Below are 11,981 nucleotides of genomic sequence, written 5' to 3'. Positions count from 1 at the left end.
GCATGCTTTTTATTACGCGCCGGTATAATCAGGGGCGAGTTTATTGACTGGTGGTGTGAATTCGCGCATTGACTCGGCCAAATGGACAAAGTTGGTTACAAGGTGATGGTTAGGTGCTGGCGTGCCGTGTTTGTCGGCGAGATCGGCGATCCAACCATTAATGTAATCTACTTCTGTGGGCCGGCCTTTAACAAAGTCTTGGTACATTGATGGGAAGTGGAGGGGGTTGGCAACGTTGGAAACGAAGTCAACTTGGGCCACCATATCATCGCGACTTTCGATGAGTTGAATACCTGCCGCTTCTGCTGCGTCGTAGGCTTCGTTGACAAGTGGGCGGGCAATTCCTTCAAGGAAACCATCATAGGCCATCAGTTGCCCCATCCGCGATTGGAACATGGTTGCAATAGAGTTTTCCACGGCATTGAAGAACACTTTAGTCAGTAATGTGCCCATAAAGTTTTCCGTATAGCTAGGATTCAAGTGTGCAGCTTTAAAGTCGACTAAGAGTGCGTCCATCGTGGCCGAGGGTTGTTCAGTCAGATTAGCGTAAACAGATGAGCCAGCACCCTCTGCGCCCATGAAATCCACGTCACCAAAATCATTGAGGACGGTGGCAATCATCGCAGTTCCGCCGATAATATGCGCATCATCAAAATAGTGTTGTAACTTTTCGATATGCCCCATACCGTTCATTGCCCCAAGTGCTGTTTGCCCAGGTTTGAACTTGGGAGCGAGGCGATCCAATGTGTCTTGCAGCTGCATTTGCTTCATAAAGAAAATCCAAACATCGGGGTCACCAGTATAAGATTCAGGTGAAAAAATATTGATTTTAATTTCATGTCGGTCCTGATGATCACGTGATTTCCAGACTTTATCGCCTTGGGCATGGATTTTGTCGAGGCTGGCTTGCGTTGGTTCAATAAAATCAACGGGGACACCAGCATTTTCTTGGAGGAGAATACCATATCGCAACCCCATCGCACCTGCGCCAACTACTGCATATTTCATAGTATGAATCTCCTATCGTTGTTTGATGATATAATTCTAATGTTTATCACATTTTAAGTCAAGGGTATTTTTAATCTTATAACCTATGAACAGCGCAAATTTTACCGTATAATAAGAGGTAGAGTGCGTGTGGCACGATTTTAATAAAGGAAGTTAAAATGTCTAAAGAAATTTATTTAACAGGTGATCGCCCAACAGGGAAGTTACATATTGGTCATTATATTGGCTCACTAAAAAACCGCGTCGCAATGCAAAATTCCGGTGCATTTGATCCCTTTGTTATGATTGCCGACACGCAAGCATTTACGGATAACGCCCGTAATCCAGAAAAGATTCAACAATCACTATCTGAAGTCGCTTTAGATTACTTGGCGGTTGGGATTGACCCGGCGAAAACCACAATTTTTGTGCAATCACAAATTAAGGGACTTTTCGAATTAACAGAGTACTTTATGAACTTAGTATCAGTTGCTCGGTTACAACGTAATCCGACGGTGAAATCAGAAATTTCACAAAAAGGTTTTGGCGAGGGCATTCCGGCTGGATTTTTAACTTATCCAGTGTCGCAGGCAGCCGACATCGCTATTTTCCGTGCCACCAAAGTGCCTGTCGGGGATGATCAGGAACCCATGTTGGAACAAGCACGTGAATTGGTTCGGTCATTTAACAACGCCTACCAATCAGATGTTTTAGTTGAGCCGGTTGGGGTTTTCCCACCAAAGGGTCAAGGACGTCTACCAGGGATTGATGGTAATGCTAAAATGTCAAAATCACTTGGTAACGGCATTTATATTTCCGATGATGCAGATACATTGGCTAAAAAAGTGAAAGCGATGTATACAGATCCTTTGCACATCAACATTGACGATCCTGGTCATGTTGAGGACAACGTGGTGTTTACCTACTTGGATATCTTTGATCCGGATCAGCAGCGTGTTGCTGATCTGAAGGCACAATACACGGCTGGTGGTTTAGGTGATATGAAGCTAAAAAAGCACCTAATCGAAGTGATGGAAGCCGAAATGGCACCAATTCGTGAACGACGTGCGATGTTTGCGCAAGACATGCCAGCAGTAATGGCTATGTTAAAAGCAGGTTCAGAGCGGGCTAACATTGTTGCAGAAGCGACAATGAAAGATGTGCGTCATGCGATGGGTATTGATTATTTTGGATAATGCATTATAAAAGCACCAAGCCATTTGGCTTGGTGCTTTTATTGTGCTGAGGTAGCCGCAGTGTCGGCCTCAACGGTACTATTATCTCCGACTGGGCGTAGTGACGCAGCAACATTGGCAAGACTTGGTGGAATTTTACCGCCATAGGGGCGGCCGGTTTTAGCCGATTTGAGACCAAGTGATTTTCTAGCAATGTCTGTGACACGTTGTTTTTCCGTTTGTGGAATGACTTCATAAGATACGTTGTTACCCGCAGCATCAGGGTAATTAGTGGTCACACCTTGCATGTGTTCGGTGGTAATGTGATTTTTAGCTTTAATATACTTGCTAGCCATCGTTGTCATATCACCAAAGGTGAGGTCAGTGCGTACGTTTTTAGAAATTGTCGCCATGAACTTGTCGTTGAGCAAACTCGACACATTGGCTGATTTTTTGATCAAGCCTTCCAACACAAGGCTTTGTCGCTGTTGGCGGCCGTAATCACCGGTCGGGTCATCATAACGCATGCGGGAAAAGGCGAGGGCAGCATCACCAGTCATGACGGTTTTTGATTCGGACCAAGTGACACCGTTATCGTCAGAATGCTCATATTTGTCACTGCCTTTATGGAAACGGTAAAGGTTTGGCCCATAATTATGGGCGGTTTCTTGGCTATACGTGAAATCAAGTGGCGACTTCACAGATATACCGCCTACTTGGTTAACCATTGTGGCTAAACCACCCATGTTAACGAGGGCGTAATAGTCAATTGGTATGTTCAAAAATGATTCCACAGTTTTAATTGAAGTAGCTGTTGAGCCGTAGGCGTAGGCGGCATTTAATTTTTGTGGGAAGGTGTCTTCGTAGCCAACGATAGACACCATGGCATCACGGGCCAGTGAAATGAGTGTTGTCTGTTCAGTTTTGGGATTAATGAGCAAAAGCATCATTGAATCGGTTCGGCCACGATAAGTTCGTCCCAATTCACCGGTGTCCGTACCGTAAAGTAAAATCGATATTGGTCGTCCGCTCTTAACGACATCAGACACGTTTCGCGACTTGGTTATGCCGGCACCGGCATATGATTTATCTATGACGCCTTTTGTGTTATGTATGGTTCGCCACACAAGCAACCCGACCACTAGTAAAACAACCGCCAATATAATGAAAATGAAATTGCGAAGTTTATGACTGGGGGATTTGTGGTGATGCGCGCGGGAATCGAACTGGGGATCCATGTGAATCAGTCTCCTAAATCTTGTTTTTTGATTTGGTTATCGTCAAAAAATCGTGTCTTGGGTATCGCAACTAAAGTAACATAATTATGACTGAAGATAAAGGGACGTTTAAAAAAAAGCCAATATTAATGTTTTTAAGAAATAATATTGGGCACAATGGTACAATTATCATGATCAATCGACAAGTGAGTGAATCCATGTTAATCGAACCAGATAAATTCAGAAAAGTCCTCATCCTTATTTTTAGCGGTCTGTTTTTAATCTTAGCAATACAGGTGCGTTTTAATCTATTGTTTATGCATGTGTTGGATGATGGCGCAGAATTGGCAGTCCGTCATCTTTTGCCGCAAACCGTGCAGTCGTGGGTTAGTTTGGCTGGCATATGTAATCATTATTGGTTGGCAGCGCTGTTCACTGTTGGACTGGCGTGTTTACTTTATTGGGTTAATTATAAAATAGCGATGGGTTGGTTGCTTGTGACCCAGCTGCTGGCGTTGTTTGTTGCAGCAGTGGTCACGGTGCTGTTACAACTGCAATGGCACAACGGCGTACATTTAGGTCCGATGGTGCCTGATTTATTATCGAGTTGGTGGTTGCAAATTTTAGCTGTGCTTTTTGTGATTTTTTTGCCACGCCTGATGACGCAGTTAAAGTGGCGATTGGTTGTACAAGGCTGCATCATCTTGTTCTGGTGTTTGCTAGCGCTGGCACGCATGCAACAAAATCACCTGTCGCTATCAAGTGAGCTCGGCGCCTTATTATTTGGGTACTTTTGGTGGCAATTGAGCGAACAACAGTACCGAAAGCATGCCAAACACTGGCGCGAAGTGTTGAAAATTGACACCTCAATTTAAAGATGATATGATAATCAAGTTATCAAAGAGGTTGCAACCAACATGAGTACCGTAAATGAGTTCGCCAAGAACAATGACTTTATGAGAAAGGGGCGGTTGCCGAAATTTTACGCAAGGCAGCGTAAAATTGGGCTAACAACGAATAGTTGTTAGACTGTCACGGCGACGTGGTGTGCTTTGAAAAGTTACGATAAAATGACTTTTTGAACCTCTTTCTATACAAGAAAGGGGCTTTTTATTTGCCCCAATAGGGAGAAATTTTCATGACAGAACATAATGGCGAAATGAAGCGTAATTTGAAGACGCGTCATGTGTCAATGATTGCCTTAGGTGGCTCAATTGGAACAGGGTTGTTTGTTGCTTCCGGGGCCACAATCGCTCAAGCGGGCCCTTCGGGGGCCATTGTAGCTTATCTAGCGATTGGCGTGATGGTGTACTTTTTAATGACCAGTTTAGGTGAAATGGCAACTTATTCACCAACATCGGGGTCATTTTCAGATTACGCCGGTAAATATGTGGATCCAGCGTTAGGGTTTGCGATGGGTTGGAACTATTGGTTTAACTGGGCAATTACATTAGCCGTTGATATTGTTGCGGTAGGGTTGGTTTCTAATTTTTGGTTCCCCCATACACCAGCATGGCTCTTTTCAGCGGCGGCCTTGATTTTAATATTTTTAATTAATCTCTTTTCTGTGGGTGCCTTTGGTGAAGCTGAGTTTTGGTTGTCGATGGTTAAGGTGGTCACAATCATTGCATTTTTGATTGTTGGTATTGCCACTATTTTTGGCATTATTCACTCAGATATCAATGTGATGAAGAACTTGTCGGTTGGGCACCACGGCTTTGTCGGCGGACCACAAGCAGTACTGTCAGTCTTTGTTGTGGCTGGTTTCTCATTTCAAGGTACGGAATTAATTGGGATTACAGCTGGTGAAGCAAAAGATCCAGACAAGTCAGTGCCAAAAGCAATTAACCAAGTTTTCTGGCGTATTTTGCTATTTTACATTTTGGCGATTTTTGTGATCTCGGCATTGGTTTACTATCAAGACCCACGTTTGTTGAGCGCGTCAACTGAGAACATCGCGGTGTCACCATTTACAATTGTCTTTAAGAATGCTGGCATTGCGTTTGCGGCGAGCTTAATGAATGCGGTGATTTTGACTTCCATCGTATCATCTGCCAATTCTGGATCTTATGCTTCAACACGGATGTTGTACGCGATGGCACGGAAAGGTGAAGCGCCAAAGATTTTTGCTAAAGTGTCAAAGCGCGGTGTGCCGGTGGCTGCCTTACTATTGACAACAGCTATTGGCCTATTGGCCTTCATTTCGAATACAAAAGGTGGTTCAGTGGCATATACTTGGTTGGTCAATGCCTCAGGCTTGACAGGCTTTATTGCTTGGGTTGGGATTGCCATTTCACACTATCGCTTCCGTCGTGCCTATGTGGCCCAAGGTAAAGATTTGAACGCGTTGAAGTACAAGGCCAAGTGGTTCCCCTTTGGGCCATTGGTCGCTTTGATTATCTCTATTGGTGTGATTATTGGTCAAGATCCAGCAAGCTTTGCCCACCTTAATTTAGAGAAAATTGCGGTGACTTATCTTTCAGTACCGCTGTTCGTTATATTATACGTTGGTTATAAAATCCGTCACAAAACAAAATTAATCAAGCTTGAATCAGTTGATTTATCACAAGAACAGTAGCAAAAGAAGTCGACCAAGGCATGGCCTAGGCGGCTTTTTTATCGGCTGGACATTGCTGGCCCATTAGCGGCTTATGTATTGGTATAATGAAGTACAAAGTATTTCAAACAATCAAGGGGGCATCATGAATCCAATAGTTATGCTCAGTCTCAACGTGCTGGCCATGTATTTTGTATTTTGGACCATCAAACCAATTAATTTCGCAAAATTCATGCCATATACACCCAAACAAGCTGCATTTTTAAAAATTATTTTAGCGGTTGGATTGGGTTATTTAGTGGCGAGTTTCTTTATTTCAATCACGAATTGGGTCTTAGCTATACCAGGGACAGTATTTGGAAAGTAGCTCAAAAACCAGTAACAACTGTGGTATAATTGACTAGATTATGTAGACAAGTCGGCGTTGTACGCCCGTTTATAAAAAATAAAAACTGGAGACGAAACATGGCAAAAGATATCGGCATTGACTTGGGAACAGCCAATGTTCTCATTTACGTAGAAGGTAAGGGGATTGTGTTGAACGAACCTTCTGTTGTGGCTGTTGATGACAAAACAGATCGTGTATTGGCAGTCGGCTCTGAAGCTTACCGCATGGTCGGTCGTACACCGGGTAATATTCGAGCAGTACGTCCTTTGAAAGATGGGGTGATCTCAGATTTTGATGTGACCGAAGCGATGTTGACATACTTCGTCAATAAGTTAAACGTCAAAGGTTTCATGTCAAAGCCCAACATCATGATTTGCGCGCCAACTAATATCACAGAAATTGAACGCAAAGCCATTATTCAAGCCGCCGAAAAAGCTGGTGGCGCTAAGGTTTATCTTGAATACGAACCAAAGGTCGCGGCAGTTGGCGCTGGGTTGGATATTTTCAAGCCCGTGGGGTCAATGGTGATTGACATGGGTGGTGGTACCTCAGATATTGCGGTGCTCTCGCTCGGCGATATTGTCGTCTCTGAATCAATTCGTGTGGCCGGAGACAAGATGAACTTTGACATTGTGGGCTACCTTAAGCGTCGCCACAATTTAATTGTTGGGGAACGCACAGCAGAAACGATCAAAATTCAAATTGGCTCTGCCTTGCCAGTCGATGAACCGTTGACGATGGAAGTGCGTGGTCGTGATAACTTTGAAGGTATGCCAAAGACGATCACAATTAATTCAAACGAAATCGAAGAAGCGCTGCATGATACTTTGCAACAAATTGTACGGGCTGCGCATTCCGTTTTGGCTAAGTTGCCACCTGAATTAGCAGCAGATATTATTGATCGCGGCATTATGCTCACTGGTGGTGGCGCATTGCTCCACGGAATGGATCAATTGCTATCTGATGCCTTAGAAGTACCTGTCGTTGTCTCAGACTCGCCGTTGGACAATGTTGCAAAGGGTGCTGGCGCATTGTTGGAACACATGAAATCAGGACGTAAGGGATTGTAACATGCGGAAAAAAAATCAAAATTTTAGTGTCGACTTAGTTGTCGTTGATGATCAAACACAGGTGCACATCGATAATAAGCAAATTGGGTATGTCGCACCAGCTGATCGCGGCTATGTGGGCTATTTTGGTAAACAAGCGGTGATCAATCAAGCTAAGACGCAAGATGAAGCAATCGAAGCTATTTTAGCGAGTTTTAATCTATATCAGTAAAATAGTTAAAAGCCCTTATCATGTATATGGTAAGGGTTTGTACATAAAAAGAGGTAACATCCACATGCAACGACCTTCACGACAAATGAGCAATCGTACTTCTGGTTCAGAACTGGACTGGGGCATTATTTTAACATTGTTGCTTTTCATGATTATTGGCTTAAGCGCAATTTTTCAAGCCGTGTTGCATTCACAATATGGCACCATGCAATCCGCTTTGCGGGCCACAATCGTGCAAGGCATATTCTGGATTCTGGGAACGATTATCATTGCTTTTTTGCTACGATTTGATGCGTCACAGCTTTGGCGCTTAGCACCAGTAGCCTACGGCTTAGGTGTGTTTTTGCTTGCTGCGGTCTTAGTACTGTATGATCGCAATATGGCGGCTTCTACGGGTGCAAAATCGTGGTTCGTTCTCGGCCCCATTACCTTCCAACCCTCAGAAGTTGTCAAACCTGCGTTTATCCTCATGTTGAGCCGTGTGGTAGCGCAGCACAATCGGCAGTATGAACATCACAGTACGCATTCTGATTGGCTGTTGTTAGGCAAAATGGCCTTATGGTTCTTACCAATTGCCGTCTTGATAGCACTCCAAAACGATTTAGGGACGTTGCTAGTCTTTATGGCGATTTTTGGTGGCGTCGCGTTGGTTTCTGGTGTGACGTGGCGCATTTTGGGGCCAGTAATTGGTGTTGTAGCCACGATTGGGATTACAATGTTGGTGCTGGTGACCTCTGCAACTGGGAAAACAATTTTAGATGCGTTAGGCTTCAAGCTGTACCAATTTGATCGTATTCAAACTTGGCTCCACCCAGACCAAGATACTTCTGCGTCTGGTTATCAAGTTTATCAAAGTCTCAAAGCAATTGGTTCAGGACAAATTACAGGCCAAGGATTTGGCCATTTGAAAGTTTATGTGCCTGTGCGTGAATCCGATATGATTTTTTCAGTCATTGGGGAAAGTTTTGGATTTATTGGTGGTGCTTTACTTATCGGTCTTTATTTTATTTTGATTTATCGACTGATTCAGGCCACGTTCAAAGCGCAAAACGCATTTTACGCTTATATTGCAACAGGTGTGGTGATGATGGTGCTTTTTCACGTCTTCGAAAACATCGGGATGAACATTGGCTTGCTGCCAATGACTGGTATTCCGTTGCCCTTCATCTCACAAGGTGGGTCGTCGTTGCTCGGTAATATGATTGGGGTTGGCTTAATTCTGACGATTGGTTATCAGCAACAGAACGCAACGTTCACGGAATCAACAGGATTTTCAATGTAATGATGACCTTAGCAGAATTACAAACACAATTTAAGACCTTGCGTCAGAAAACGCGTGACGGCGACATTTTCCAGTCACTCGGTGAGGCGATGGCTGAAAATATCCGTGGTTTATCACCGCAGCCAGTCACGGACGTGTCATTGCCGACTGATGGTGATCTGGCATTAACACGTATGCAATCATACAGCCAGTTGTTAGAGACCAAGGCACAAGATGGTGAGCATGCGGCGGCGTTGGATGTAGAGCCAATCGCTGATGACACACTAGCGTTGGTTGTTGCGCAATTAGCGAATCCATTACCGAAGTATCGTGATACTGGGGCGTTTTTTTTCTTGAGTGATGTCATTCAAAACCAGTTGATGACTGAAGCACAGATGCGCTGGGTCATGAGTTATTTAACGACTGACGAACAACTTTTTGATCATATTTTTGAAGGCAATAATGCAGCGATTTATCGTCGGTCTTTTAGCGTGTTAGTGATCTCGCTGCTTTTATTCACACATCGAACCAAGACCCCGTTCTTATCTGAGGCGCAGCTTGATCACGTTATTGATCAAGTGGCGCTATATGCGGCGCTCGAACGCGATGCGCGTGGTTTTATTGGCACGAATGGTTGGGCACATGCATTTACCCACATTGGGAATGCTGTCAACGAGATTCTTTTGATGCCAAATTTAATGCGCGCGGATAAATTATTTGTCCTAGCTAGCATGTTATCGGGGTACCGCGAATTACAACAGCCTCTCGTCATGGGTGAAACGAACCGCATTGTGGCGGTTGCCTTGCAATCGGCAAAGACACATGAAGTTTATCAGGACTATGTCCTGCTCACCTTAAAACTATGGCGAAAAGACTTGGTGACGCGACAACCGCCAGAATCGGAAGGCCGATGGCACCAACTCTATAATCGCACACGTTTCTTTCAGACTATTTTGTTACAAGAACGGCCAACCGTGCCGGATGCCATCTTTAAGTATGTCTCAGAAACCAAAGATTATTTGACTTAAAATATTTCTTGCATAATATTACCTCATTTTGATATAATAAATTCCGGAGTAAAATACAATGACAAAAAAACATGTGGCCCTTTTATTTGGTGGTAATTCTTCCGAACATGATGTTTCGAAGCGTTCTGCACAAAATTATTATCAAGCAATTGCAGCAAGCGGTAAGTACGACATTACGGTATTTGCCATTGCACAAAATGGTTATTTCTTAGATCCTGAAAGTTCAAAGCGTGTGTTAGCCTTGGAAGAGGAACAACCAATTGTTGATGCTTTTATGGCTAAAGTCGACACGCAGGATCCCTTGGCCCGCATTAGTGCGTTACGCGAAGCGGGTGATTTTGACATTTTCTTCCCAGTTGTGCATGGTAATCTTGGTGAAGATGGGACGCTACAAGGGTTGTTTAGATTATTAAATAAGCCATTTGTTGGTGCGCCACTTCGCGGACATGCGGTCAGTTTTGACAAAGCCATGACAAAAGAACTGTTGACTGTGAATCATATTCGCAATACGAATTATGTTGTTTTGGACGAAAAGACGGCTCAAGATTGGACTTGGGATAAAGTTGTTGCCACATTTGGTGACGTTGTTTTCGTGAAAGCAGCGAACCAAGGGTCATCAGTTGGTATTTCGCGGGCGACATCGGCTGAAGAGTTTGCGGCAGCATTGGCTGATTCGTTCCAATATGATTACAAAGTTTTGGTGGAGCAAGCTGTCAAAGGCCCACGTGAGCTTGAAGTCGGGGTTATTGGAAACGATGAGCCATTAGTCTCAGAAATTGGTGCCCACGCCGTACCGAACCAAGGTGATGGGGACGGTTGGTATGATTACAACAACAAGTTTGTTGACAATTCCGCTGTTCAATTTGAAATTCCAGCAAACCTACCCGCAGCAGTCACCAAAGAAGTGAAAGATATGGCATTGCAAGCCTATAAGGTCTTGAATTTGCGTGGCGAAGCGCGGATGGATTTCTTATTGGACGAAAACAATGTACCATATTTGGGTGAACCCAACACATTACCTGGCTTTACGAATATGTCACTCTTTAAGCGTTTGTGGGATTATTCAGATATTGACAATGTGGCGCTCGTTGAAAAGATGATTACTTATGGTTTTGAAGAATTCGAGAAGAATGCAAAATTGAGTTATCAATTTGTAACATTAGGTGAAGAAAAAATAGGGAAGTTTAACTAATGGTAAAAAACGGCAGAAATGACAGTTTTGACGGCAAGGCAATTCGCGCAGCACGTAAAAAGATGCGCTTGTCTCAAGTTGAACTTGCAGAAGGGATTACAACACAAGCGACAATTTCACTTGTGGAAAACCAAAATCGGGTGCCAAATGCCGATGTTTTGTTGGCAATTTTGGACCGTCTGAATTTAGACATGTCAGAGTTTGTCAGTGGTGATTTCTTAACGCAAAAAGCGAAAGAATTACTAGGCAAAGTTGTGTTGCAAATGAAGCATGAAGCTTTGCAAGAATTTGCAGAATTTGAAAAAGCTTTGAGTCAAAATGCACCAACCATTCAAGCTTATTATATTTTGAAAGCAGAAGAAGCTAGTTATCATCATGATGACTTTTCAAAGGTTGTGCATTATGCTGATTTGGCTGTCGATAAGAAAACGCCATCATTGGGTGACTTTTACTTGTTCTATGCTTACCGGCAAATGGCGACTAATTATTTCTTACAAGGAGATATGGTAGCGGCCAAAGAAAAGTTCATGTTAGCTTCTGAGCTTGAGCCAGATCTACTGACAGCCAATGATTTAGAATTCCATGTTGCCTTGCAAGCCCGCCAGCGTTATGTTGATTTCTTAATTAAGCGTGGTGACTTGGATAAGGCAGCGGCAATTTTAAATGACGCGCTCACAGCATTACACAAGCGTGTGGATCTGTTCTGGGTACCAGATTTGAGCGAATTGTTGGCAAAAGTGGAAGCACAACGTGGCAATGCCGCCGAAGCAAAGCGTCAATTGCATTACGCACGGGTTGCTGCTTACTTATCAAACCGTCAAACAGCCGAAAAGCGATTAGCAGAGCTAGATACAGTTGAATTTTAAACAAAAAAAATAAGCCATTCGGCTTATTT

Annotated in this window: 12 protein-coding genes and 1 riboswitch; of the genes, 10 read left to right on the top strand and 2 right to left on the bottom strand. The window is 43.6% G+C overall.

The genetic code is table 11. The features are described 5' to 3' along the window. Positions 1–12 precede the first annotated feature (12 nt). A complete protein-coding gene (locus HF966_RS04105; RefSeq protein ID WP_168676512.1) occupies positions 13–1,008 on the bottom strand; it encodes a ketopantoate reductase family protein in 996 nt (331 codons plus the stop codon). 158 nt (positions 1,009–1,166) lie between these two features. Here HF966_RS04105 and trpS point away from each other — a divergent pair, with 158 nt between their 5' ends. After that, a complete protein-coding gene (gene trpS, locus HF966_RS04100) occupies positions 1,167–2,183 on the top strand; it encodes a tryptophan--tRNA ligase (RefSeq protein ID WP_168676511.1) in 1,017 nt (338 codons plus the stop codon). A 38-nt stretch (positions 2,184–2,221) separates the two neighbouring features. Here trpS and HF966_RS04095 read toward each other — a convergent pair whose 3' ends face one another. Next, positions 2,222–3,400, bottom strand: coding sequence for an LCP family protein (locus tag HF966_RS04095; protein ID WP_168676509.1), 1,179 nt, complete (start codon positions 3,398–3,400; stop codon positions 2,222–2,224). Between the two features lie 86 nt (positions 3,401–3,486). On the opposite strand from HF966_RS04095, the gene HF966_RS04090 reads away from it, so the two are divergent. The 9 genes from HF966_RS04090 to HF966_RS04050 all read left to right on the top strand — a co-directional run bounded on the left by HF966_RS04090 (position 3,487) and on the right by HF966_RS04050 (position 11,952). Next, positions 3,487–4,254: a phospholipid phosphatase gene (locus tag HF966_RS04090; protein ID WP_246586663.1), complete on the top strand. Its 768-nt coding sequence runs from the start codon at positions 3,487–3,489 to the stop codon at positions 4,252–4,254. 17 nt (positions 4,255–4,271) lie between these two features. Beyond that, a riboswitch (Lysine riboswitch) is annotated at positions 4,272–4,440 on the top strand. Between the two features lie 77 nt (positions 4,441–4,517). Then, on the top strand, positions 4,518–5,957 hold the full coding sequence (locus HF966_RS04085; protein WP_168676507.1) for an amino acid permease: 1,440 nt from the start codon (positions 4,518–4,520) through the stop codon (positions 5,955–5,957). A 124-nt stretch (positions 5,958–6,081) separates the two neighbouring features. After that, on the top strand, positions 6,082–6,303 hold the full coding sequence (locus HF966_RS04080; protein WP_168676505.1) for a DUF1146 family protein: 222 nt from the start codon (positions 6,082–6,084) through the stop codon (positions 6,301–6,303). Positions 6,304–6,401: 98 nt separating this feature from the next. Next, positions 6,402–7,394 carry a rod shape-determining protein gene (gene mreB, locus HF966_RS04075; protein WP_168676503.1) on the top strand — a complete coding sequence of 331 codons (993 nt, stop codon included), beginning with the start codon at positions 6,402–6,404 and terminating at the stop codon, positions 7,392–7,394. A gap of 1 nt (position 7,395) precedes the next feature. Continuing rightward, entirely contained in the window at positions 7,396–7,605 is a 210-nt protein-coding gene (locus HF966_RS04070; protein ID WP_168676501.1) for a DUF2969 family protein, read from the top strand. A gap of 64 nt (positions 7,606–7,669) precedes the next feature. Continuing rightward, positions 7,670–8,887, top strand: coding sequence for an FtsW/RodA/SpoVE family cell cycle protein (locus HF966_RS04065; RefSeq protein WP_168676499.1), 1,218 nt, complete (start codon positions 7,670–7,672; stop codon positions 8,885–8,887). After that, complete coding sequence (locus HF966_RS04060; protein WP_168676497.1) at positions 8,887–9,894, top strand: DUF2785 domain-containing protein; 1,008 nt, start codon at positions 8,887–8,889, stop codon at positions 9,892–9,894. The genes HF966_RS04065 and HF966_RS04060 overlap by 1 nt, the downstream gene beginning before the upstream one ends. Positions 9,895–9,952: 58 nt before the next feature. Further along, positions 9,953–11,086, top strand: coding sequence for a D-alanine--D-alanine ligase family protein (locus tag HF966_RS04055; protein ID WP_168676495.1), 1,134 nt, complete (start codon positions 9,953–9,955; stop codon positions 11,084–11,086). Then, on the top strand, positions 11,086–11,952 hold the full coding sequence (locus tag HF966_RS04050; protein WP_168676493.1) for a helix-turn-helix domain-containing protein: 867 nt from the start codon (positions 11,086–11,088) through the stop codon (positions 11,950–11,952). The genes HF966_RS04055 and HF966_RS04050 overlap by 1 nt, the downstream gene beginning before the upstream one ends. The last annotated feature ends 29 nt before the right edge of the window (positions 11,953–11,981 follow it).

This window comes from Leuconostoc holzapfelii, from assembly GCF_012396485.1.
Taxonomy (GTDB): domain Bacteria; phylum Bacillota; class Bacilli; order Lactobacillales; family Lactobacillaceae; genus Leuconostoc; species Leuconostoc holzapfelii.
Note: the sequence above shows the minus strand (reverse complement) of the source record. Positions and strands in the feature narration are given on the sequence as shown.

Excerpts from the sequence above, each read along its gene's own strand:
- HF966_RS04085 (WP_168676507.1), top strand. The coding sequence starts at position 4,518 with ATGACAGAACATAATGGCGAAATGAAGCGTAATTTGAAGACGCGTCAT.
- mreB (WP_168676503.1), top strand. The coding sequence starts at position 6,402 with ATGGCAAAAGATATCGGCATTGACTTGGGAACAGCCAATGTTCTCATT.
- HF966_RS04070 (WP_168676501.1), top strand. The coding sequence starts at position 7,396 with ATGCGGAAAAAAAATCAAAATTTTAGTGTCGACTTAGTTGTCGTTGAT.
- HF966_RS04055 (WP_168676495.1), top strand. The coding sequence starts at position 9,953 with ATGACAAAAAAACATGTGGCCCTTTTATTTGGTGGTAATTCTTCCGAA.
- HF966_RS04105 (WP_168676512.1), bottom strand. The coding sequence starts at position 1,008 with ATGAAATATGCAGTAGTTGGCGCAGGTGCGATGGGGTTGCGATATGGT.
- HF966_RS04090 (WP_246586663.1), top strand. The coding sequence starts at position 3,487 with ATGACTGAAGATAAAGGGACGTTTAAAAAAAAGCCAATATTAATGTTT.
- trpS (WP_168676511.1), top strand. The coding sequence starts at position 1,167 with ATGTCTAAAGAAATTTATTTAACAGGTGATCGCCCAACAGGGAAGTTA.
- HF966_RS04050 (WP_168676493.1), top strand. The coding sequence starts at position 11,086 with ATGGTAAAAAACGGCAGAAATGACAGTTTTGACGGCAAGGCAATTCGC.
- HF966_RS04065 (WP_168676499.1), top strand. The coding sequence starts at position 7,670 with ATGCAACGACCTTCACGACAAATGAGCAATCGTACTTCTGGTTCAGAA.
- HF966_RS04080 (WP_168676505.1), top strand. The coding sequence starts at position 6,082 with ATGAATCCAATAGTTATGCTCAGTCTCAACGTGCTGGCCATGTATTTT.
- HF966_RS04095 (WP_168676509.1), bottom strand. The coding sequence starts at position 3,400 with ATGGATCCCCAGTTCGATTCCCGCGCGCATCACCACAAATCCCCCAGT.
- HF966_RS04060 (WP_168676497.1), top strand. The coding sequence starts at position 8,887 with ATGATGACCTTAGCAGAATTACAAACACAATTTAAGACCTTGCGTCAG.